The sequence below is a fragment of the Pseudoalteromonas sp. SG43-8 genome (genome assembly GCF_014164245.1).
Taxonomy (GTDB): Bacteria; Pseudomonadota; Gammaproteobacteria; order Enterobacterales; family Alteromonadaceae; genus Pseudoalteromonas; species Pseudoalteromonas distincta.
Genome location: NZ_JACJEX010000006.1, coordinates 132556 through 155608, shown reverse-complemented (window position 1 = coordinate 155608; position 23053 = coordinate 132556). Strand labels below are relative to the sequence as shown.

Below are 23053 nucleotides of genomic sequence, written 5' to 3'. Positions count from 1 at the left end.
TAAAGTACGGCTTAGCAAGGCGTGCATTGTGTGACCAGTTGCTTAAAAAGATCAATTTAATTTACTAATCGACTAGATAAATTTATTTCGTTGGTGTTTTTTGGTCTGTAGCGTATAAGTCACTTTTTTATTAAGGGCACATTTATGACAGCAAAGATCACAGTTGGTTGGCGTGAGTGGTTAAGTTTACCTGAGCTTGGTATTAACGAGATAAAAGCAAAAATTGATACTGGCGCTCGCACTTCATGTATTCATGCAATTAACATTGAAGAATACGAAGTTGACTCAGAAAAATGGGTTAAATTTACGGCCCAACCACTGCAAGATGATGAACAAACGCAAGTCACTTGCAATGCAAAAGTTAAAAAAATGAAGTACGTAACCAGCTCAAGTGGGCAAAAAGAGCTACGCTACTTTATAGAAACTACATTACATGCAGGCGAGCATAGCTGGCCTATCGAGCTTACTTTAACAAGCCGTGCAACAATGAAGTTTAGAATGTTATTAGGGCGTACAGCCATGGAAAATCGTATAGTCGTTGACCCGGCTTTATCTCAACTATTAGGTCGTAAGGTTTAACTATGAAAATCGGTATTTTATCTCGTAACAGAAAGCTATATTCAACACGTCGCTTAATTGAGGCAGCAGAAGCACGCGGCCACGAAGTTAAAGTGATTGATGCATTGCGTTGTTATATGAATATCAACTCTGAGCAACCAGAAATTCACTATCGCGGTGAAAACTTAAAAGAATTTGACGCAATTGTCCCGCGTATTGGTGCATCGGTTACATTTTATGGCTGTTCGGTACTTCGTCAGTTTGAAATGATGGGTGTTTATCCTGTAAACGAATCAGTCGCTATTTCTCGTTCGCGCGATAAATTACGTTCACTTCAGTTACTTTCGCGCAAAGGCGTTGGTATGCCAGTAACAGGTTTTGCCAGCAAACCCGATGACGTAAAAGACTTACTAGAAATGGTAGGCGGTGCACCTGTTGTAATTAAATTACTTGAAGGCACACAAGGCATTGGTGTTGTACTTGCTGAAACACGCAAAGCAGCTGAAAGTGTTATTGAAGCGTTTATGGGCTTAAAAGCCAATATTATGGTTCAAGAATATATTAAAGAAGCGGGTGGTGCAGACATACGTTGTTTTGTACTAGGCGACAAAGTAATCGCAGCAATGAAGCGCCAAGCACAAGAAGGTGAGTTCCGCTCTAACCTTCACCGTGGTGGTAGCGCTACATTAGTTCGCATTACTCCAGAGGAACGTAAAACGGCAGTAGCAGCGGCTAAATCAATGGGCTTAAATGTAGCGGGAGTTGATTTACTTCGCTCATCTCGTGGGCCACTTGTGATGGAAGTTAACTCATCACCGGGTTTAGAGGGCATTGAAATAGCAACAGGTAAAGATATTGCAGGTATGGTGATTGATTTCATCGAGAAAAATGCCTCAAGTAAAGGAACAGCAACACGTGGCAAAGGTTAAAATTAACCGTCCTTTTTCCTTATTAGGAGAAAATGTAGGCGTAGGCGAGCGTAAAACGCTTGCCTTAGAAGCAGCTAAGCTTTACACCCATTCACCACTTAATATTCCTATTGAAGTGGTTAACGGTGTAATGGAAGGCCCTGTGCTTATGGTGTGTGCGGCTATTCATGGTGATGAGCTAAATGGCGTAGAAGTTGTGCGTCAGTTACTTGCTAAAATAGATCCAAGCCAACTGCGCGGAACAATAATCGCTGTGCCTATTGTGAATGTGTTTGGCTTTATTCACAAATCGCGTTATTTACCAGATAGACGCGATATGAATCGCAGCTTCCCAGGTTCTGAACGTGGTTCATTAGCTGGGCGTATGGCTTATATGTTTTTTAATCAAGTGGCAGTACATTGTACTCATATTATTGATTTGCATACTGGCGCTATTCATCGTACTAATTTACCGCAAATTCGCGCTAATCTAGAAGATGAAGCAACCGCTGAAATGGCTAAAGCATTTGGTACGCCGGCGGTTATAAATGCATCCCTTCGTAATGGTTCATTACGCAGTGAAGCCGCAAATTTAGGTATACCTGTTATCACTTATGAAGCAGGCGAAGCGCTACGCTTTGACCCTATCGCTATTGCGGCAGGTGTGCAGGGCGTTGATTATGTTATGCGCCATTTAAAAATGGTCCGTGGCAAGCGCCCTAAAAAGTTACCAGATCCTATTATTGCAGGTTCTACTAGTTGGATACGTGCAGAGGTTGATGGCATTGTGCGTGCACAAGTATCACTAGGGGAGCATGTAACTAAAGGGCAAGTGCTTGCATATATAAGTAGTCCTCTAGGGGATTCTGAGCTTGAGCTTTTAGCGCCTAAAGGCGGTATTGTTATTGGTCAGCAAACGATGCCATTGGTAAATGAAGGTGATGCGGTATTCCACCTTGCTTACTTTGCAAATGACAATAGTTTAGTAGAGCAGCAACTAGAGAACTTTATTGATGAGATAAATGATTTAGATGACGAGCTTAAAACAGCTGAGCTAAATAACTAATAGCTAAACTAAATTCTGTTTAGCTAAGCATTAAAAAACCGCAGTAGGTATTTTGCCTACTGCGGTTTTTTGTGAATATGATTTTTTAAACTATGTTTTTTTAGGACCAATAATACGCTTTATAACAGGGGTTTTCGTTGGCTTTGGTTCTTTATTTAAAACCATGACAGGACGGGTCACAAATAAATTGTTAGGGTAAATTACACGGTGCCCATCAACATGTTCAAGTACTACATTCATTAAGCCCATTTCAACAATGCGCCCTTCAACATGATTCGCACCATCAATAATTCGTACCCAATAACCAACGCGGCAATCGTTTTGAATAAACATCAGTAAAAATGCGGTGAGGTTACTCAATAATGACCAAGCGGCAAAAAGTGCTACCCCTAACATGGCAAATAAAGAAGAGCCTAAAACCAATAAACCACGCAGCTCTATACCCCAAAATACTAAAACCAAACACAGTACTACAAAGGCGAGTATAATTTTTAGTAAAAGCTCTGCACGGTATTTTCGGTGCAAATCTACTTTGCCTTTAATCGCTTTTTCGAGTAGTTTTTTGGTTATTTTTAATAGAAGAGGGAAAACCAAAATAGCGATTATAGTTACAACCAACTTATATTGTGATGCAAACAATTCTAAAACTTCTATTATTTCCACATTAGGTCCTGAACTTTCATAACAATTTAATGCAATTGGTATTAGTTTAACGTGTTTGTATTATTTAAAAAGTGTTTTTAACGCTTACTAGCCACTGGACTGAGTCTACATCGTCGTAGCTATCAACAGGGGCGGCAATATCAATGTGGATCATGGTTCCTGAGTTTGCGCGACTCGGTGCCAAACGCAGACCAACGCCTACATTTTTCAATACATGTGCATTTTCACCGTTATCTTCATCGTTAAACCATGCTCTGCCTACATCTACAAAAGCTGCGCCACCCACTTTAAATAGTTGTAGTAAATCGTACTCCCAGTAATAGCGCTTTTCTAGATTTACTAAAAAGCTGCGATCGCCATGTTGATAATCCATCGGGTAACCACGCAGGCCTGTTTCGCCACCTAAAGTAAGCTGTTGATCAGCAGTCAGGTTTTTGGCGTATTGCACGCGGGCTTTAACATACCAAGATTGGTCTTCACTGGTATTTAAATAATATTGTACTTGGCTGGTGGCCATAAAGTTTTCGAGTTTTTTCTGTTCTTTATTCCAATAGCCATCAATATCAGCACTAAAACGCCATAAGGTATTATCGTTAGTAAAGTGGGCTTTTTTAAAGTTAAAAGAATACACCGCGCGGCTGTCGTCATTACTTAAGGACTCATCTGAATAGCCAATTAAGCTTTTAATATTCCAACCTAAATTTAAATCCTCAGTGCGAGATATACTGTCAAAATTGCGTACTTTTATGTAGTTATCTTCAAACCAATGGCCGCTTATAAAGGGATAACTTAAGCTTCTGTCATCGGCAAGTGGTGCAAATGTAGTGTCTATAGCTTCAAAGGTATGTTGCTCGTCGGTATAGCCTAACGTTAGTCGCTGGGTCCAATTATTATTAAGCGCTTTAGAGTGTCCTATAAATACACGATTTAAATCGGTAGTTTGATCAAATTCGCTAAACTCTTCGCCGCGTTTATATAGTGACTCTTCGCGCTGCTCAGAATAGCTTAAAATACCGTAACTAAAGGGGGTGTCAATTGCGTAAAATGGATAGGTTAGCTCAAGCAAATGGCGCTTGCCGTCGCTGTTATCGGCGTATTCTAAACGGCCTCGGTAGCGAGTAGATAAAATATTCGGATCGTCGTAAACAAATAAGTAACCGCTGCGATCGCTGTCAGTGGTGCGCGAAAAAGAAAGGCGCTTACCCCACCCAAGCAGGTTAGATTCTCTAAAGCCTATACTCGATTTGTTTTCTCCACCGCTTCGACTAAAGTTTACTTCAGGTAAAAGTGTCCATAAATCACGGGTAACCACTTCTACATTAACGTCGCCGTCGCAGTTTTCGGTAGCACTAATTTGTGCATCATATAAGTAGCTTTCTTTACGAAGTAAACGCTCAGATTCTGCGAGCTTTTTAGCGTCGTACTTGTCACCTGGGGAGAATAATAAAAGGTTATTAATGACATCGGGCTCTGTTTGAATGTGAGCGCGATTAGCAAAACGGAATAAAGCATTATTTTCCTCTTCAAGCTCAGTATTAAATACATTAAGTTGCTTGAGCTTTATTGAGGCTATTTTAGCGTTACTATTACTGTGCGTGAGGGTTGTTTTGTCTTGGACTTCTCGGCGTAGGTTTTTATTTGTGCTTAAATCTGTCTGTTCTACAAGGCAGTTATCAGTTTTCATTGAAGATTGTTGTGCGAACGTTTTAGGCATATAAAAGCTTAAAACCGTTAAACTAATACAACATTGTGCTATCCATTTCTTGCTCACCATTAAACCTCTTACTGCTACGTAGCAAATGACTATCGTAATATCAGCTTACATCATTGTTATTATAATGTAAGTAAAAGGTATGGATTTTGAAATTAATTAATTAATTGTTACCCATATTCACTTTTGTTAATAGCCAGCTGGTTTGCAGCGACCTATGCGCTAGGCATTAAAAGCTAGCTTAAATAAAATGCTAAAGCGGCGAGTAAGTGTTCAGCTTCATGACCTTCGGCATTAATCCAGATGCTTTGGCTGTAATGCTCATAGTTTAAATTAAAGGTTTGATGATTATAGGTAAAGCGAACTTGATGGCGATCGGCGCCTGCAGAATATTCGTTGAGTGTTACTTCGTCTGAGTGTAAAAATAATGTACTCCACAGCTCAAAGTCTTCATCGTTTGGTAGCTCAATGGGATTAATCAAAATACATTTGTGTGTATGGTCATATTCTATTTGGGTCATAATGCTCTTAATTAGTAGCTAGGTAATGTCGAATTGCCGTTAAAAATTCGCCGCCGTATTTATTTAACTTAGTAAAACCAACACCTGAGACCTTTAAAAACTCACTGTCGTTTGTTGGCATAAGCTGCGCCATTTCGGCTAACGTTTTATCATTAAATACTACGTAAGGTGGCACATCGTCGGCATCAGCAAGTTCTTTACGAAGTGCGCGCAGGCGAGCAAAGAGTTTTTTGTCGTAATTAAATTGCGCTAACTTATCTTGATAAACGTGTTTGGCTTGCAGGCGTGGCTCGGCTAATTGCAGTGCGTATTCACCTTTTAAAATTACACGCGCGGCTTCTGTTAATCTAAGTGACGCACCTTGTGTTATATCTTGGCTAAGTAAGCCTTGATGAATAAGTTGGCGTAAAATACTGAGCCAAAACTCACTGCTTTTATCTTTACCTATGCCGTAGGTACTTAACTCATGATGATTATTATCGCGGATGCGGCTCGTGTTTGCACCGCGAAGTAATTCAACAATATAACCAAGTCCAAAACGTTGTCCCGCTCTGTACACACACGAAAGTGCTTGCTGAGCGACTAACGTACCATCAAAGCTTTTTGGCGGATTTAAGCAAATATCGCAGTTGCCACAAGGTTCGCGTTGATATTCACTAAAGTAGTTAAGTAATATTTGACGACGACATGTTTGCGCTTCGGCAAAGCTTGCCATTGCGTTAAAGCGTTGTTCTTCTACGCGGCGGCGTTGCTCGTCGTCTATGTCTTCAAAAAAGCGCCTTACGCGACCAATATCTGCTGGGTCAAAGTACATTATAGCTTCTGCGGCAAGTCCATCTCGCCCAGCTCGACCTGTTTCTTGATAGTACGACTCTATACTTTTTGGAATATCGTAATGCAGCACAAAACGCACATTAGGCTTGTTTATGCCCATGCCAAAAGCAACGGTTGCGACCACTATTTGTATATCGTCACGGGCAAACCCGGTTTGTACAAATTGACGTTGCTCGTTACTCATACCAGCATGATAAGCGGCAGCGTTTAGTCCTGCATCTGCAAGCTTTTCAGCAATGTCGTCTACACGTTTACGGCTGGTGCAATAAATAATACCGCTTTGGCTTTTTTGCTCCTTTAGGTAGCGAAGCAATTGCACCATAGGTTTAAATTTTTCTTCTATGGTGTAACGAATATTGGGGCGATCAAAGCTGCCAGTATGAATATAAGGCTGTTGTAGTTTTAATTGCTCAACTATATCAAACCGTGTGGCTTTATCGGCGGTGGCGGTTAATGCCATCATTGGGACATGTGCAAAACGTTGCTTTAATTCGTTTAAGCGAAAGTAATGAGGTCTAAAGTCATGACCCCAATGCGACACACAGTGCGCTTCGTCAATGGCAAATAAACTCACATTTAAATGCGATAAACGCTCTAAAAATTCGCGTTGTAATACTTTTTCAGGCGCCACATATAAGAGCTTAATTTGCCCCTGATGAAGCTGTTGATACACCAATTGCTGCTCTTCTCGTGCTAAGCTGTTATTAACGTAAGCGGCTTTTACCCCAAGAGCTTGCAGTTGCGTTACCTGATCTTGCATTAGCGATATAAGCGGAGATATAACAATGGTTACGCCTTCGAGTACTAAAGCAGGAATTTGGTAGCACACCGATTTTCCGCCGCCAGTAGGAAGTAATACAAGCGAATCTTGGCCGTTAATAGCGGCATCAATAACTGCTTTTTGACCGTCGCGAAATTCACTGTAGCCAAACACTTGTTTGAGGACAGTTTCGGGTTTACGCACAAGGGTGCTAGAAGGTGGAGTTGATGTATTCATTGGCGGGTATTTTAGTGGTTTTTTAGTGAGATGTCTTTAGCTGAGTTACTTGATAAATTATTTAAGTGGAGTCTCGTAGTTTTACACTATGTATGTTTTACTCATCTTACCTGTTTTGACATAGAGAATAATAATGAATAAAGAAATGTTAATTGAACAAGTAGGTGCGTTGTTTGTGAATGGCATGCCGTTTAACCAGTTTTTACAAATATCGGTTGAGTCGTTAAGCCCTGAACAGGCCAAAATTACGTTCCCGTGGCAGGATGTACTAATTGGTAATCCTGCGCAAAAAATACTCCATGGTGGTGTTATTTCAGCCGTACTTGATAATGTAGGCGGTATGCTCGCTGCAGCAAGTGTAATTGATAAACTCACCGATTTAGATATTACAAGTGTGCAAACAAAATTAGCCACGCTTGGGACTATCGACTTACGTACTGATTATTTGCGCCCTGGTAAAGGAGAGAGCTTTACTGCCAGCGCAACACTTATTCGTTCAGGTAATAAAGTATGTGTATGCAGAATGGAATTACATAACGAACAGTCTGTTCAAATTGCTTTTGGAACCGGCACGTATTTAGTTGGATAAAACGCGTGTGGCAAGTAAACTAGCGGCCTTTTAAATCACTAAGTGTGTATTATGTCGATTGATACTGAGCAGCGTAAAGGTGCTATTTTTGCTTGTCTTGCTTTTTTAATGTGGGGCCTTGCGCCAATATACTTTAAGTTGATTCAGCATGTTTCTGCTTTTGAAATTTTAATGCATCGGGTTATTTGGTCGGTTGTGTTTTTAGTATTGGTAGTAAGTGTTTTACGGTATTGGGGTAAAATTAAACGCATTATCGTTCAACCTAAGCTTTTGCTTATGCTTGTTATCACCTCTGCACTGCTTGGGTTTAATTGGGGTTTATTTATATGGGCTATAAATAATAACCACATGCTTGATGCAAGCTTGGGCTATTACATAAATCCTCTTTTAAATGTATTACTGGGTATGCTTTTTTTAGGCGAACGCCTGCGTAAGTTCCAAGGCGTAGCAGTAGCCCTTGCCTTTAGCGGTGTAGTGCTGCAGCTAATTAGTTTTGGCTCGTTTCCGGTAGTTGCCTTTTCACTGGCTATATCATTTGCACTTTATGGTTTATTACGTAAAAAGTTACCGGTTGAAGCCTTGCCTGGCATTTTACTCGAAGCACTTATATTACTGCCTGTCGCACTTATTTATTGGTGGTTAATGGTGCCTACAGCAACATCAAGCCTGCCAGCTAATGATTGGCATACTAATGTACTACTGATTAGTGCAGGTATTGTAACTACATTACCACTGCTGTGTTTTACCGGTGCAGCTAAGCGTTTGCAATATACTACACTTGGCTTTTTTCAATACATTGGGCCAAGCTTAATGTTTATACTAGCTGTGGTGTTTTATGGTGAAGTGTTTGATGCAGAGCGTGTAGTAACATTTGCATGTATTTGGAGTGCACTGGCTATTTTTAGTTGGGACTCTTACCATCAATCACGCAAACGTAAAAAAGCGGCTATTACAGCCGCAGAAGTATAATTAACTAATAAAATGGTTAACTAACTATTTTATTACGACCAGATTCTTTAGCGTCGTAAAGCTTTAAGTCGGCCTGTTTTAAAAGTTCATCAATTTGATAAACAGGCCCGTTTGCAAAGCCAATAGAAATGGTGAATTTTATTTTAGCTTTACTAAACTCTTGGCTATTCATTTCTATAAAATACCTAAAGCCTTCAAGGCGTTTAAGGGCTTCTTGTTTATCTGCATCTATAAAATAAACTGCAAACTCTTCACCACCTAAGCGCGCTACTAAGTGCTTTTTAAAGTATTTACTGAAGCAAATAGAGAGCCCTTTTAATACTTCGTCGCCAACATCGTGTCCGTATGTATCGTTAATTGATTTAAAGTGATCAATATCAAGCATAGCTAAAGCACCGTCACCTTTAGTATGTTTTATTTGCTTTAATGATTTTTCAGCTTCTTCAAAAAAGTAACGACGATTTGGTAAATTAGTTAAATAATCCGTGTTGGCTTGTCGCCTTATGGTGGCTATAAGGTCTAACATATCGACGTTTTGACTAAGCCTGCAGTAAAACTCTTCGCTATTAAAAGGTTTGTGCAAATAATCGTTTGCGCCATTTTTTAAAAATAAACTAGAAAGCCCTACAGAGTCAGAACCCGAGATACCAATAATAGCTTTTTCATCATTGCTATATAAGCGGCGAATCTCGCTACATAGTTCATCGCCATTCATATTGGGCATTTCATTATCAGTAATAATAACTGAAATATCAGGTGAAGCTTCAAGCAGGTTTAACGCTTCTTGTCCGTCTTGCGCTTCAATAATTTGATACTTATGGCGCACTAATAAACTACAAATGTATCGTCGGGTCGATTTAGAGTCGTCAACAACGAGTACTTTTACATTTTCGTTGCGAGGCAGGCGCTGTAACTGTTTTTCGAGGTACTGATAAGCTTGTTTATTTTCTTTAATGATGTAATCGATGATTGGGTATTTTTCTACAGTGTCGCGAGTTTTTTTATCAATATTGCCCGTCATTACAATAGTTGGAATGTCTGCATTAATAGTACAAGGTATTGCCTCACCTAATGGGGCATCAGGTAATATGAAGTCAACTACAGCGCAAAAATAGCTATTTTTACTTATAAGCTCTTTTGTTTGCGCTAATGACTCAGCTATATCAACTTCATAACCAGCCTTAAGCGCGATGTGCTTTTGCACTCGCGCCATGGCAGGTGTATCTTCAACTATTAGTATTTTTCGCGTCACGGAACAACCCTATATATATTTTGCAAAAATATTTGCTTATACAAGTTGTAACTGTTAAAACGCAAAAAAGCAAATAACTTAAATACTTACAGATTATCCGCTTCTGAATAATACTCTTGGCTAATCGGCGCCGGGCTCGACATTTTTGAACGGCCAAATAAAGTATGAAACTTAGTTTTGCAGGTCGTTAGTTTTAAGTATTTTACCCAAGCTCGTTCGATTGGGTTGGTAGGTTCTTGTGAGCCAGTTACGACTGCTACAAACTGTTCTTGGTGTTCGTTTTGCGGCTCAATTGTTTTACTGTATAAGCCTTTTAAAACAACTCCGTGTTGTTCAAGTATGCTGGCTTCTAATAAGGTGAAGTTTCCGCTGCGGCTAAAGCCTCGTGGAAAGTTTTGATCATCATAAAATTGACGTTGGCTAACAAATGCTTGGCGTAGTAATGAAATGTTATTGCTCATAGCTTTATCCTCATACCTTAGTAATTAGCTGGAGTATGATGCAAGTTTGGCAATTTATTAAACAAATTATTTTTATCGTGAGGATAAAAAATTGGATATCGATTTATTAAAAACATTCGTTGAGGTAGTGCGTACGCGTCACTTTGGTAAAGCGGCCGAAAACCTTTATATTACGCAGTCTGCAGTGAGCTTTAGAATTCGCCAATTAGAGCAAGGGCTTGGTGTTAATTTGTTTATTCGCCAGCGTAATAACATTCAACTTACAGCACCTGGCGAGCGCTTATTACCCCATGCACAAATGATTATTACGGGCATGCAACGCGCCAAAGTGGATGTTGCGCTTGCCGATAATATGCATAAGCAAATTAGCTTAGCAGGAACGCCTAATATTTGGGATGCTTTTTTACAGTTTGGTATAACAAATATTGTATCGGCGATGCCGGGCGTGTCATTAGTCGCAGAAGTTAAAGCACAACAAGAAAGCACTCGGCTGTTATTAGAACGCACGCTTGATTTGGCAATATTGTTTGATCCACCAAAAGTAGACGAGCTAGTGGTAGAGCGAATCTGTGAGTTGCCAATCATTCCCGTAAGCGGATACGACACTGCAACGAACGAAAACTTTTTTGATAATCAGTATGTATATGTTGATTGGGGAACTACTTTCTCACTTTGGCATGCGCGTCAGTTTACCGGTAAAACACCGCCTTATTTTAGAACCAGCACAGGACGTATTGCACTTGATTTAATACTGCAATGTGGCGGCAGTGCATTTATACCTCAAGTATTGGTAGAAGGGCATTTAGAAAAAGGTGAACTGTTTCATGTTAAAGATGTAGAAAATACCTCGCGAGACGTGTTTATAGCGTATCACAGAGACAACGAGCAAAAAGAGTTAATAGAAACCTTAGTTAATTTACTATCGCAAATGACCCCTAGCTTGTCATTAAAGAAAAGTAAGTAAGTTCGGCCGTTTATTAGGCTTTCATGTTATTTTGATTTCAAATTTAATGCATTTTTATTAATAAAAAAAGACATTAATATTTCCATTGTAATATTACTGTCATTTAGCGGTGACAAAATGCAGCAGTTTTAAAAATTAGTCTTTTGTGATTATCCAAGGAAATAACATGAAATTTGTAAAATCGAGCTTATGCTTAGCACTATTAAGTGGTTTATCTTTTAATGCACTTGCCGATGTAGACATCTACGGTAAAGCGAATGTAACAGTGCAATCATCTGATGACGGCGAAGGATCTTTTACTGAGATAAAAAGTAATGCATCTCGTCTTGGTGTTAAAGGTTCTGAAAAAATAAATGATAGTTTAGAAGCGGTATATAAGTTTGAGTTTCAAGTTGATGTGTCTGATGCAGATTCAAAAGGCGATAACGACGACAATATTTCTGCGCGTAACCAATACGTTGGTTTAAAAGGTGCGTTTGGCCAAGTGGTTATTGGTCGTAACGATACTGCGCTTAAACAATCTCAAGGTAAGTTAGACTTGTTTAACGACCTTGAAGGCGATATTAAAAATGTATTTAAAGGTGAAAACCGTTTAGGGAATACTGTTAGTTATTCATCAAACTCATACGAAGGTTTTAAAGTACTTGCTACTTTTGTAGCTGAAGATGATGTAGACGCTGATAACGGTTACTCAATGGCGGTTACTTACGGTGACGTGGCACTTAAAAAGAGCGCAGTATACGCCTCTATCGCAGCCGATAGTGAAGTAAATGGCTACGATGTAGTACGCGCGTCAATCCAAGGTAAAGTTGAAAACTTTAAGTTAGGTGCAATGTACCAAACACAAGAAAAAGTTGACGGCAGCGCAGAAGCGGATGGTTATCTATTAAATGCAGCTTACAGCATGGGTAACAACACATTTAAAGTACAATACCAAGACATGGACTTTGACGACAGCGACGATAAGTCAGCAATATCAGTTGGTCTTGATCACAAATTAAATAAAAACATTAAAGTATTTGGCTTTTACTCAAGCTTCGACATGGACAACAACGTTGACCAAGACTACGTAGGCTTAGGTATGGAATACAAGTTTTAACTATTCGCTAAATTAGTTAAAACACTCCCTTTTTAACCGCGCTCTTTTGAGTGCGGTTTTTTTTGCTTTAAATTATTTACTTAGCCGCCCATAATAGAGCTTCATTTGGAATGAGGTGCGAGTCCTCGACTGTTCCCGCAACTGTAAGCAGCTGAGCTGTAAGTCAGATACAAATGGTATAATACCAATTTTATTAAAAACATGATCTTTCTAGCGAATTAAATAACTTACTAACTTCGTTAAAAATTATTCATATAGAACAAGTATATGTCATAATTTCCGCCTTGTTATTAAGCTATTTATTTGTCGCTATAATAAATCACTAATTTAATGCAATTGGTATGAATTCTTTTAACGAGCGGGTTTACTCATTTTTTCTTGTAGTGCATTAGTATTTTTATCGCATTTTTAGTGAGTTTAACCCTATCTAGGACTGACTATTGCACACTCAAACGCCATTAAATATACCATTACTAAACGTTAAAAACGTATCGTGGGGTATTGGCAATAAAACGATCCTCAAAAAAATAAACCTTAAAATAACCACAGGTAAATTTGTTGGTTTAATTGGACCTAATGGCGCAGGTAAATCGAGTTTATTGCGTTGTTTATATCGTTTTAATAAACCCAGTGATGGCGTTGTAGAGTTTAACAACACCGATATTTGGCAGCTAAAAAGCGATGAGTACGCAAAAAAAGTAGCGGTTGTTTTGCAAGAAACCCCGTCGCAATTTAACTTAAGCGTATTTGATGTTATTGCGCTTGGGCTAACGCCTCATAAATCGCTATTTAGCTCGGTAACTAACATTGATAAACAAAAAATTACCCAAGCTATCAACACTGTAGGGTTGGCAGAACATAGCGATCAAAGCTTTGAGTCGCTCTCAGGCGGTGAAAAGCAACGTGCCTTGATAGCCCGCGCCATAGTCCAGCAACCTCAACTGTTAATAATGGACGAACCAACTAGCCATTTAGATGTTAAATACCAAATACAGGTAATGGAGCTTGCTAAATCGTTGGGTGTAACGGTGTTTGCATCGTTTCATGATTTAAACCTAGCTTCTGCAATGTGCGATGAACTAGTGGTTATTAAAAATGGTGAAATTACACATACAGGCACGCCAAGTGAGGTATTAACCGAAAACATGCTAGGCGACGTTTTTGGTGTTTGCGCTCAAGTAAATAACCACCCGCAAATATCGGTGTCGGGAAATAGCATCCCTCATATCACTTACTTTTATGGTTACGAATAATATGAGCGCAGTTAATACTCGCCAATCACTTGCGCTATTTATCAGTGCTGCAGCTGCTTTATTTAGCTTATTTGCAGCACTTAGTTTTGGCGCAGCAGAGACCTCACTTCAAGATGTATTTAATAGCTTTTTACTCTCAAATGAGGCGTCTTTTAATTCGCGTATTATTTACGAGCTAAGAATGCCACGCACATTACTCGCCTTTTTAGCAGGCTCTGGCTTAGCAATTGCGGGGCTTATTTTACAAACGGTAACGCGTAACCCTTTAGCCGATCCTTACTTATTTGGTATATCGTCGGGTGCCTCATTTGGGGTAGTGTTACTTATAGCGCTAGCGGGCATTAGCGCAGGCTTTATGCTGTCTGCAGCAGCGTTATTAGGTAGCTTACTCGCTATGAGTTTATTAATACTTATTGCAGGTAGGCAGCAAAGTGCACAGGTAGAATCAATGTTATTAGCTGGCGTTGCTCTGTCGTTTTTATTTAGTGCATTTACCAGCTTGTTGCTTTATTGGAGCGACCCTCAGGCGGTAGCCGCTATTTTATTTTGGACACTGGGCAGCTTTGCACGTGCGCAGTGGGCAACGCTTTGGTTGCCTTTGTTGGTAATTACATTATGTACATTTGTAATGCTGAGCTTTAGAAGGCAGCTAAATGCTATGTTACTGGGCGATGAAAGCGCAATTACATTAGGTGTTAGAGTCCAGCGCTTTAGAATACTTATGCTGGTTTTAAGCTCATTAATTACCGCTGTGCTGGTGGCTATGTGTGGTGGTATTGGGTTTGTAGGATTAATGGTGCCGCATATTGTGCGCTTTTTTATCTCCCAAGGCACTATCGCGGGGTTGCTAGTAACCAGCTTAGTAGGCGGTACATTTATGGTGTGGGTTGATGTACTTTCGCGCTCATTGCTGAAAAACCAAGAACTGCCCGTAGGTGTTATTACTGCAGCTATTGGTAGCGTGTTCTTTTTAAGTTTATTGTTTTTTAGAAAGCGAAGGGTGTAATTCCATGAAAACCTTAATGGTGCAAGGCACTACTTCCGACGCAGGTAAAAGTACCCTAGTTGCAGCCCTTTGCAGGGTATTTGCTAAGCTAGGGGTAAAGGTTGCGCCTTTTAAACCACAAAATATGGCACTTAATAGCGCAGTAACAAAAGATGGCGGCGAAATTGGTCGTGCGCAAGCTTTGCAAGCAATAGCGGCTAAAGTAGAGCCCGAAATAGACTTTAATCCTATTTTACTTAAACCTAATAGCGATACGGGCGCACAAGTGATTATTCACGGAAAAGCCGTTAGTAATATGGAAGCGGGCAAATATCACGACTATAAAAAAGTGGCGATGGATGCAGTAATTACTTCACATAACCGCTTAGCTAAACGCTTTGATTTACTCCTTGTTGAAGGGGCTGGGAGCCCTGCTGAAATAAATCTGCGTGAAAACGATATTGCTAACATGGGCTACGCCGAAGAGGTAGATTGCCCAGTAATTATAATTGCTGATATTGATAAAGGCGGCGTATTTGCACACTTGGTAGGTACGCTTGCGTTGTTAAGCGAGTCAGAACAAGCGCGCGTAAAGGGTTTTGTTATAAACCGCTTTAGAGGCGATATAGGTTTGCTGCAAGGCGGGCTTGATTGGCTTGAAGAATACACAAACAAACCCGTACTTGGCGTATTACCTTATTTACACGACCTTGCGCTTGATGCCGAAGACGCCGTCGCAATTGATAATAATGTAACCAACGCCACAATTAATATTGCAGTGCTGCTTGTACCCCACATTAGTAACCACACCGATTTTGACGCACTGCGTTTGCACCCAAACATTAATATAAATTACGTGCGCCATACGCAAACGATCCCAGACGTTGATCTGATAATTCTTCCAGGCAGTAAAAACGTGCTGGGCGATTTAACCTTTTTGAAAAATGAAGGCTGGGAGACTCAAATTAAACGCCACTTACGCTATGGTGGTAAAGTACTTGGCATTTGTGGCGGCATGCAAATGCTGGGCAATACGCTCAACGATCCCGAGGGTATTGAGTCATCATTAAAGCAAGTAAATGGGCTTGCTCTGTGCGATTTTGAAACCACGCTAACAACACAAAAAGTATTAACTAAAATAACCGCTACACTGCTTTTAAATAACCAATCAACACCCTGTAGTGGTTACGAAATACATGCAGGGATTAGCCAAGGTGCAGCGCTTAATAAGCCATTTTTAACCTTTGATAAAAGCCACCCACATGGTTTTATGTTCGATGGCTTTATTAGCGATGATAACGCCATTGCGGGCACTTATTTACATGGCTTATTTGATGAAGCCGATGCTACATCGCAAATTTTAAAATGGGTAAAACCAAGCGCCTCAATTAACCCAATTAGTATTGCCACTCATCGCGAGCAGCAGTTAGAACGATTAGCAACCATGTGCGAAACGCATTTAAACATACAGCAAATTATCTCGATTTATGAAGGGCACAATAATGACTGAACAAAACAACGATAAGCACAAGCAGCGCCAACAAAAAGTAAAAGAACAAGTGGATGCACGTGTTGCCGCCGCACAAGATGTAAAAGGTATTTTTCAGGTAATTACCGGTAACGGTAAAGGTAAATCAACCTCAGGCTTTGGCGTTGTAGCACGCTGCGTAGGGCATGGTAAAAAAGCAGCCGTTTGCCAATATATTAAAGGTACTTGGGAATGTGGCGAGCGTAATTTATTACAAGGTGCAGGCGTTGAGTTTGTTGTAATGAACACCGGTTTTACTTGGGATACGCAAAATAAAGAAGCCGATACCGCAGCCGCCCAAGCAACATGGCAAGAGTCAAAACGCATGCTTGCTGATAGCAGTATTGATTTAGTATTACTCGATGAGCTTACGTATATGGTGACATACGGCTACGTTGATTTAGATGAAGTAGTAACAGCGCTTAATAACCGCCCACCAATGCAGTCAGTTATTATTACAGGGCGTGCAGCACATCGTACTTTAACCGACCTTGCCGACACAGTAAGCGAAGTGCGTAATGTAAAACACGCATTCGACTCAGGCATAAAAGCGCTCGAAGGGTTTGATTACTAATGTTTAAAGCGTTTTTTATTGGGGTGCTGCTTTTTAGTGTATCGGGCAGTGCACTTGCAGAGCAGACCAAGGATTCTAAAAAGCTGCGAATAATCGCGCTTGCACCACATATAGTCGAAAACCTATTTGCCATCGGGGCGGGCGATAATATTGTGGGCACGGTTGATTACGCCGACTACCCAAGTGAAGCCCAAAGTATTGAGCGCATAGGGGGTTATTACGGCATCTCGCTTGAAAAAGTATTGGCGCTTAAACCCGACTTAGTTATTGCGTGGAAAAGCGGAAACCAAAGCGAAGATTTAGCCCAAATAGAGCGTTTAGGTATAAAAGTGTATTTGAGTAACCCCGTCACAATCGCTGGTGTAGCCGACGAGTTACTTACTTTTGGTGAATTTACAGGGAATATTGAGCAAAGCCAACAAGCGGCAAGCGCATTTACACAAAAACTAAACGCGATTATTAAAAGCCAGCAAGATAAAAAAAATATTACCGGATTTTATCAGTTATGGGCTGAGCCCATGATGACGGTAGGTAAAAACACATGGATAAGCCAACTGATTGAAACATGCCATGTAAGTAATGTATTTGCACAGAGCGTTACAGATTACCCGCAAATTAGTATCGAAAATGTCATTGTTACTAAGCCACAAGTTATTATTATCCCTGATGAAAAATCAAAAACACCACAGCCGGTTGTTAATTGGCAAAAGTGGCCAGAAGTGCCCGCTGTTAAAAATGATCAATTTATTAGCGTAAATGCCGATTTATTACATCGTTTTACTCCGCGCATGCTAGATGGACTCGCGGATATGTGTGATAAAATAGACGCATCACGTAAACAGATTAAGAGTACACAATGAGCGATTGGGCTACATTTTTAGAAAGTGAATTACAGCAACCTTACATGCAGGAAACGTTAGAGTATGTGGCTAATCGCCGCAATGAAGGTGTTGCTGTTTATCCGCCTGAACCTCAAGTATTTAGTGCTTTTGATGCCACAGCACTAAATGACATCCGCGTTGTAATTTTAGGACAAGACCCATACCACGGCGAAGGGCAAGCGCATGGCTTGTGTTTTTCGGTATTGCCTGATGTAAAAAAGCTGCCGCCGTCGCTTAAAAATATGTACAAAGAGTTAGCTGTCGACATCAGCGGGTTTATTATTCCTGAGCATGGGTACCTGCAAAGCTGGGCAGATCAGGGCGTGTTTTTACTCAATACAGTATTGACCGTTGAGCAAGGGCAAGCGCATTCTCATAAGCATTTAGGATGGGAGCAATTTACCGATAATGTAATAGCGCATATTAATAAACACTGCGAAGGTGTGGTATTTATTTTATGGGGTGCACATGCACAAAAAAAAGGTAAAGGCATAGATAGCGCTCGCCATCATGTTTTAAAAGGGCCGCACCCATCGCCGCTTTCGGCGCATAGAGGCTTTTTTGGCTGTCAGCATTTTTCAAAAACGAATGAGCTATTACAAGCCCAAGATGAAAAACCGATTAACTGGCAGGTGTAAATAACCTGGGCTCTGAATAATAAATTTATCTCATGCAGCTATTTTCAGCGCATTAAAAAAGGCTTCCATATATCGGAAGCCTTTTTGTTTAGTTGGGGCGTATTGAATTAAAAGTCGAGCTCTTCAATTGCAATACTGTCTGTAAAGTAGTCTAGTTCTTGTAGTTCTTTACGTAGGCGCTGTTTGTCTTTTATTGCTTCTATTTCACGCCATTTTCTTTTTTTATTTTTCTGAGAGGTTTTCCTTGTTGTATCTGGTCCTTCTAATATCTCTAATATATCGTTTAGGCTATCCATGAACTTCTCCTATTGATTTTATTGACCTCAAGAATACCTATACCACAGGCCTAGTTAAAATAGAATAAAAAAGTGACAGTTATGTTACATAAGTGTGATTAATTGATGAAGGTTTATACGAGGATTATATGAAGTCGATATGAAGATTATATACAGGGGTAGCGTATTTTAGGTATAAAAAAACGCCGCTATTGCGACGTTTTTAAAACACGATTATAGCAAATTACATTGCTTTAAAGCGCGCCTCTAGTTGTTCTTGTGCATCAGCAAAAGAGCGAATGCCTTCAGCTAGTTTTTCAGTAGCCATAGCATCTTGGTTATGTAACCAACGGAACTGTGCTTCTGTAAGTGGCTCTGGTTTTGGCTCTTTAGGAATATCTGTTTCTAGCAAGTATTCCTGTGCGCCTTCAAGGTTACCTAAATCTTCTAAAAGATTAGGGCTAATTGTTAGCTTGTCGCAACCAGTAAGAGCAATAATTTCGCCTGTATTACGGAAACTTGCACCCATCACAACTGTTTTGTAGTCATGGCGTTTGTAAAATTCAAAAATGCTGCGTACAGACTGAACACCTGGATCTTGTAGCGGATCGGTTGGTTTTTCCATACCGTTAGCAACGTGCCAATCTAAAATACGCCCTACAAATGGCGAAATTAGAAATACGTTTGCATCGGCACATGCGCGAGCTTGGGCATCGCTAAATAATAAAGTAAGGTTACATTTAGTACCTTCTTTTTCTAGTTGCTCAGCGGCTTTAATACCTTCCCACGTAGACGCTACTTTGATTAAAATTTTATCTTTGCTTACACCTTCTTTTTCGTAAAGGCTAAGTAGAGTATGTGCTTTATCAATAGTCGCTTGCGTATTAAACGAAAGGCGTGCATCTACTTCAGTAGAAATATAACCAGGTACAATCTCACTAATTTCTTTACCAAGTAACACAGCAAAGTAATCACATGCTAGTTCAAGTTGTTTAGCTGGCTCTTGCTCGGTTTCTTTTGCATAGCTCCAAGCTTTATCTAGGTAAGGCTTATATGCTTCAATCTCGCTCGCTTTTAATAAAAGCGACGGGTTTGTAGTTGCATCTTCTGGTTGATGCTTTTTAATAGCTTCAATATCACCAGTGTCGGCTACGATAGATGAATGTTGTTTTAGCCTTTGTAGAGCTGAAGTCATTTGCTTTCCTCATTCCAAGCAAGTTAAAAGAAAAATCTAATCACTCTTAATATATACAATCCATACTGCAACAGTGTGACAATGCTTGATAGGTCTTATGTCCTTATCAATAGAAAAACGGCAATGCATGGGTCATTAAGAGAGGATTTATTTAAACAAAACGTGCTTTTCGTTTCATTTAATGTTGAAATTGACACTAAATAAATTACAAGTCAATAGCTAACTATGATCACTGTTATTTCACCTGCAAAAAATCTTGATTACGAAACGCCACCCGCAACAGACAAGTTCACTCAGCCTGAATTACTAGAGCACAGCGAAGAGCTCATGAAAGTATGCCGTGAACTAACACCAGCGCAAATTGGCAGTTTAATGAAAATTAGCGACAAGCTATCTGGGCTTAACGCAGCACGCTTTAGTGAGTGGGCACAGCCGTTTACACAAAGTAATGCTAAACAAGCAGTGCTTGCCTTTAATGGCGATGTATACGGCGGTTTAGATGCAAGCACGCTTAAAGCTAGCGAGCTTGATTACGCACAAAACCATTTACGTATCCTTTCTGGCTTATACGGCTTATTAAAACCACTTGATTTAATGCAAGCTTACCGTCTTGAAATGGGCACCAAGCTTGAAAACTCGCGTGGCAAAAACTTATACGAGTTTTGGGGCAGCGTAATAGCGAACAAACTAAACGAAGTATTAAAAGCACAAGACGCGCAATACTTAGTTAACCTTGCTTCAAACGAATACTTTAAAGCGGTAGATAAAAAAGCATTAAATGCACAAATTATTACCCCACACTTTAAAGACTGTAAAAACGGTAAATACAAGGTAATTAGCTTTTACGCTAAAAAAGCACGCGGCATGATGGCGCGCTACATTATCGAAAATAAAGTAACGCAATTAAGTCAGCTTAAAGAGTTTACTGTGGCGGGTTATTACTTTAGCCCTGAGGCAACAGTTAAAGAGCTTGAGCCGGTATTTATGCGTGACGAACAAAATTAGGTCATAAGCTTAAATAAACAATTGAAAAGCCATGCATTGCATGGCTTTTTTGATACTGGCGTTATATTTGCAACTATATCTAATATTAATGAGATTATTAATTAAATAGGTGCAAACAAAATGATCAGTATTCCGTCAGTTGGCGAAGCCGAAAAACTAATAGAGGAAAAGCTCGGAGGGTGGTTTGATGTTGTTATCAGCCATATCCCTAATTTTATAGTGGCAATTGTAATTGCCATAGTATTTTCAATATTGGCGCGCTTTGCTGGCAAGCTGATGAAAAACTTGTTACGCCGCTCTCTCGATTCAACGCAAATTGCCGACTTAATGGCGTCAATATTTAAAGTTATTGTGTTGTGCATAGGTTTATTTATAGCGCTCGATTTTGTTGGCTTAAAAGGCACTGTTACTTCGCTACTTGCTGGTGCGGGTATTGTGGGTTTAGCCATTGGTTTTGCGTTTCAAGACATGACCGAAAACCTAATTGCAGGTATAGCAATGGGTGTACGTAAGCCATTTAAAACAGGTGACGTAATAGAAACCGATGATGTGTTTGGTTCAATACATTCTATAAACCTACGTAACACACTAATAGAGAGCTTTTACGGGCAATTAATACTGGTGCCAAACAAAGTCTTATTTAGAAATATACTCAAAAATTACACCACTTTAGGTGTTAGGCGCATAGAAGTGCCAGTGGGCATTTCGTACGGTGACGACATAGAAAAAGCAAAAGACGTTATAGTCGATAAAATTAACGAATTTGACTTTGTAATACGCAAAGACGAAACCGCCGTATACGCCGAAGGTTTTGGCGACAGCAGTATTAACTTACTGGTGTGGTTTTGGATTAAATACCCAGGCGAGCCTGACTTTATGACGGTACGCCACAAAGGTGTTGTTGCCGTTAAGCAAGCATTAGACGAAGCTGATATTAGTATTCCTTTCCCAATTCGTACGCTCGACTTTGGCATTAAAGGGGGTGAAAAACTTGATGCCATGATAAGCGATAAAATAAGCCAGCAGTCATCCAATAAAGACAGTAGCGACGGTGCTGACTCTAGCCAAAGTGAGTAATTTAGTTAAAACTCATTAGGCAAAAGCATTGGGAAATAGTTACTTACCAACAGCGCATTTTTACAGAGTAAAAATGCGCTTTTTGTATAAACGGATTATTAGCTAAAAGTTTAAATACCTAGTTTTGTGTTTATTGAATATCAATTCTGATTAGTTGCGTTTGGCCATGGGAGTATTAACAAGTAAAAGTAGTGTTTACCCAACGATTTTTTTACTGCCTTGCCGCACACTCTGAAATAACGCTCTCATCTATTTCAATAACTAAATAAATCATCCTTTTTAAGCCAGTTAGGTCGGCTAAAGAATGTGTGTAAGCTTTTTCAGTATCAATTGGGTTAACTTAAGGGTTAAAAGAGCAAAGACAAACACGCTAGCATCAATTCTAAATCTATCTTCTAAAGTATAAGTGTGAGCTATCGCTTTAGGGTGAGAAATAATCGTATTGCTTAGGCTTTATTTTATCTTTTTCACAGCTGTAAAACTTGCCTTAAAAAGAATATAAAAAAGCGCAGCTTGTGTTGGAGTAACAAGCCGCGCTTATGAATTAGTTATACAAATAGGTTTTGTGGTGCGTATTAAATAACGCTAATTTTGTTACGAATGATTTTAACCCCATCTATATTTTCTAAAAACTTTTGAGCTAGTGCGCGCTGAAAACCAGTTTGTGCTTCACCGTATAAATCTACTTCACCATTTTTTACCTGCACACGAATATCACTTAACGCCAGGTTAGGGTTAGTTCGTAGGGTGTTGGTGATAGTTTGTTGTAGGTTAGGTTGAGTGGCTACACTGCTTACTACGGCCATGTTGGTTGCTGCACTTACCTTTGTAGCGCAAGCTAATAAAAATAAACAACAAAATGATACTAAAGCGATAGTTAACTTGAAGCGGTTCATAACTTAATCCTTACATTACGGTGAATAGTGCAGCCACAAAATGGAAATTCCATCGGCTAGGTTATCTTTGTAGTTACAATTTCGGTGCCAATATTAACGCTATGAAATATAAGGTAATTTTATTAAGTGGGAATTAAGGTGGGCAAAAATTACA

General features: G+C 39.8%; 24 protein-coding genes and 1 riboswitch. Of the genes, 15 read left to right on the top strand and 9 right to left on the bottom strand.

The window, feature by feature from the left end; all coding sequences use genetic code 11:
* The first annotated feature begins 144 nt into the window (after window positions 1-144).
* From H5122_RS13130 to H5122_RS13120, 3 genes are read left to right on the top strand one after another with little or no spacing between them, the layout of a single operon-like run.
* Window positions 145-579 (top strand): ATP-dependent zinc protease, encoded by a 435-nt coding sequence (locus H5122_RS13130; protein ID WP_002961974.1) that lies wholly within the window; start codon window positions 145-147, stop codon window positions 577-579.
* Window positions 580-581: 2 nt separating this feature from the next.
* On the top strand, window positions 582-1487 hold the full coding sequence (gene rimK / locus H5122_RS13125) for a 30S ribosomal protein S6--L-glutamate ligase (RefSeq protein ID WP_002961977.1): 906 nt from the start codon (window positions 582-584) through the stop codon (window positions 1485-1487).
* The gene (locus H5122_RS13120; protein WP_182674025.1) at window positions 1474-2532 is read left to right on the top strand and encodes a succinylglutamate desuccinylase/aspartoacylase family protein; all 1059 of its coding nucleotides are present in this window, start codon (window positions 1474-1476) and stop codon (window positions 2530-2532) included. The genes rimK and H5122_RS13120 overlap by 14 nt, the downstream gene beginning before the upstream one ends.
* Before the next feature lie 90 nt (window positions 2533-2622).
* Here the strand turns inward: H5122_RS13120 and H5122_RS13115 are convergent, their stop codons facing one another.
* The 4 genes from H5122_RS13115 to recQ form a co-directional block, all read right to left on the bottom strand.
* Window positions 2623-3195, bottom strand: a complete 573-nt coding sequence (locus H5122_RS13115; RefSeq protein WP_182671484.1) for a mechanosensitive ion channel domain-containing protein — start codon at window positions 3193-3195, stop codon at window positions 2623-2625.
* Between the two features lie 64 nt (window positions 3196-3259).
* Window positions 3260-4969 (bottom strand): BamA/TamA family outer membrane protein, encoded by a 1710-nt coding sequence (locus tag H5122_RS13110; RefSeq protein WP_182682353.1) that lies wholly within the window; start codon window positions 4967-4969, stop codon window positions 3260-3262.
* Window positions 4970-5142: 173 nt separating this feature from the next.
* Window positions 5143-5427, bottom strand: coding sequence for a DUF3630 family protein (locus tag H5122_RS13105; RefSeq protein ID WP_002961372.1), 285 nt, complete (start codon window positions 5425-5427; stop codon window positions 5143-5145).
* A gap of 7 nt (window positions 5428-5434) precedes the next feature.
* On the bottom strand, window positions 5435-7258 hold the full coding sequence (gene recQ, locus H5122_RS13100) for a DNA helicase RecQ (protein ID WP_024603604.1): 1824 nt from the start codon (window positions 7256-7258) through the stop codon (window positions 5435-5437).
* A 133-nt stretch (window positions 7259-7391) separates the two neighbouring features.
* On the opposite strand from recQ, the gene H5122_RS13095 reads away from it, so the two are divergent.
* Window positions 7392-7847 (top strand): thioesterase family protein, encoded by a 456-nt coding sequence (locus tag H5122_RS13095; protein ID WP_024596241.1) that lies wholly within the window; start codon window positions 7392-7394, stop codon window positions 7845-7847.
* A 51-nt stretch (window positions 7848-7898) separates the two neighbouring features.
* Entirely contained in the window at window positions 7899-8816 is a 918-nt protein-coding gene (rarD, locus tag H5122_RS13090; RefSeq protein ID WP_039488332.1) for an EamA family transporter RarD, read from the top strand.
* 16 nt (window positions 8817-8832) lie between these two features.
* Here rarD and H5122_RS13085 read toward each other — a convergent pair whose 3' ends face one another.
* Both H5122_RS13085 and H5122_RS13080 read right to left on the bottom strand, forming a co-directional pair.
* Entirely contained in the window at window positions 8833-10068 is a 1236-nt protein-coding gene (locus H5122_RS13085) for a response regulator (protein WP_154903702.1), read from the bottom strand.
* A gap of 86 nt (window positions 10069-10154) precedes the next feature.
* Window positions 10155-10529: a DUF413 domain-containing protein gene (locus H5122_RS13080; protein ID WP_024596244.1), complete on the bottom strand. Its 375-nt coding sequence runs from the start codon at window positions 10527-10529 to the stop codon at window positions 10155-10157.
* A 91-nt stretch (window positions 10530-10620) separates the two neighbouring features.
* Here H5122_RS13080 and H5122_RS13075 point away from each other — a divergent pair, with 91 nt between their 5' ends.
* From H5122_RS13075 to ung, 8 genes are all read left to right on the top strand, one after another.
* The gene (locus tag H5122_RS13075; RefSeq protein ID WP_024596245.1) at window positions 10621-11493 is read left to right on the top strand and encodes a LysR family transcriptional regulator; all 873 of its coding nucleotides are present in this window, start codon (window positions 10621-10623) and stop codon (window positions 11491-11493) included.
* A 166-nt stretch (window positions 11494-11659) separates the two neighbouring features.
* Window positions 11660-12592, top strand: coding sequence for a porin (locus H5122_RS13070; RefSeq protein ID WP_002961381.1), 933 nt, complete (start codon window positions 11660-11662; stop codon window positions 12590-12592).
* A 61-nt stretch (window positions 12593-12653) separates the two neighbouring features.
* Window positions 12654-12786: riboswitch (cobalamin riboswitch) on the top strand.
* Between the two features lie 246 nt (window positions 12787-13032).
* Window positions 13033-13845, top strand: coding sequence for an ABC transporter ATP-binding protein (locus H5122_RS13065; protein WP_182682354.1), 813 nt, complete (start codon window positions 13033-13035; stop codon window positions 13843-13845).
* Window position 13846: 1 nt separating this feature from the next.
* The gene (locus H5122_RS13060; protein ID WP_182682355.1) at window positions 13847-14851 is read left to right on the top strand and encodes an iron ABC transporter permease; all 1005 of its coding nucleotides are present in this window, start codon (window positions 13847-13849) and stop codon (window positions 14849-14851) included.
* 4 nt (window positions 14852-14855) lie between these two features.
* Window positions 14856-16340, top strand: a complete 1485-nt coding sequence (locus H5122_RS13055; protein WP_182682356.1) for a cobyric acid synthase — start codon at window positions 14856-14858, stop codon at window positions 16338-16340.
* Window positions 16333-16932: a cob(I)yrinic acid a,c-diamide adenosyltransferase gene (gene cobO / locus H5122_RS13050; RefSeq protein WP_007376484.1), complete on the top strand. Its 600-nt coding sequence runs from the start codon at window positions 16333-16335 to the stop codon at window positions 16930-16932. Before H5122_RS13055 ends, cobO begins: the two co-directional genes overlap by 8 nt.
* Entirely contained in the window at window positions 16932-17792 is an 861-nt protein-coding gene (locus H5122_RS13045) for a cobalamin-binding protein (protein WP_182682357.1), read from the top strand. Before cobO ends, H5122_RS13045 begins: the two co-directional genes overlap by 1 nt.
* A complete protein-coding gene (ung, locus tag H5122_RS13040) occupies window positions 17789-18451 on the top strand; it encodes a uracil-DNA glycosylase (RefSeq protein WP_182682358.1) in 663 nt (220 codons plus the stop codon). Before H5122_RS13045 ends, ung begins: the two co-directional genes overlap by 4 nt.
* Before the next feature lie 107 nt (window positions 18452-18558).
* Here ung and H5122_RS13035 read toward each other — a convergent pair whose 3' ends face one another.
* Together H5122_RS13035 and tal are read right to left on the bottom strand one after the other, a co-directional pair.
* Window positions 18559-18747, bottom strand: coding sequence for a DUF3545 family protein (locus H5122_RS13035; protein WP_007583746.1), 189 nt, complete (start codon window positions 18745-18747; stop codon window positions 18559-18561).
* 223 nt (window positions 18748-18970) lie between these two features.
* A complete protein-coding gene (gene tal, locus H5122_RS13030; protein ID WP_002961397.1) occupies window positions 18971-19921 on the bottom strand; it encodes a transaldolase in 951 nt (316 codons plus the stop codon).
* A gap of 225 nt (window positions 19922-20146) precedes the next feature.
* Between tal and yaaA the strand changes: the two genes are divergently transcribed.
* Window positions 20147-20926 carry a peroxide stress protein YaaA gene (gene yaaA, locus H5122_RS13025; RefSeq protein ID WP_182682359.1) on the top strand — a complete coding sequence of 260 codons (780 nt, stop codon included), beginning with the start codon at window positions 20147-20149 and terminating at the stop codon, window positions 20924-20926.
* Window positions 20927-21046: 120 nt separating this feature from the next.
* The gene (locus H5122_RS13020) at window positions 21047-22003 is read left to right on the top strand and encodes a mechanosensitive ion channel family protein (RefSeq protein WP_182682360.1); all 957 of its coding nucleotides are present in this window, start codon (window positions 21047-21049) and stop codon (window positions 22001-22003) included.
* A 575-nt stretch (window positions 22004-22578) separates the two neighbouring features.
* Here H5122_RS13020 and H5122_RS13015 read toward each other — a convergent pair.
* The gene (locus H5122_RS13015; RefSeq protein ID WP_002961403.1) at window positions 22579-22899 is read right to left on the bottom strand and encodes a BON domain-containing protein; all 321 of its coding nucleotides are present in this window, start codon (window positions 22897-22899) and stop codon (window positions 22579-22581) included.
* Between the last annotated feature and the right edge of the window lie 154 nt (window positions 22900-23053).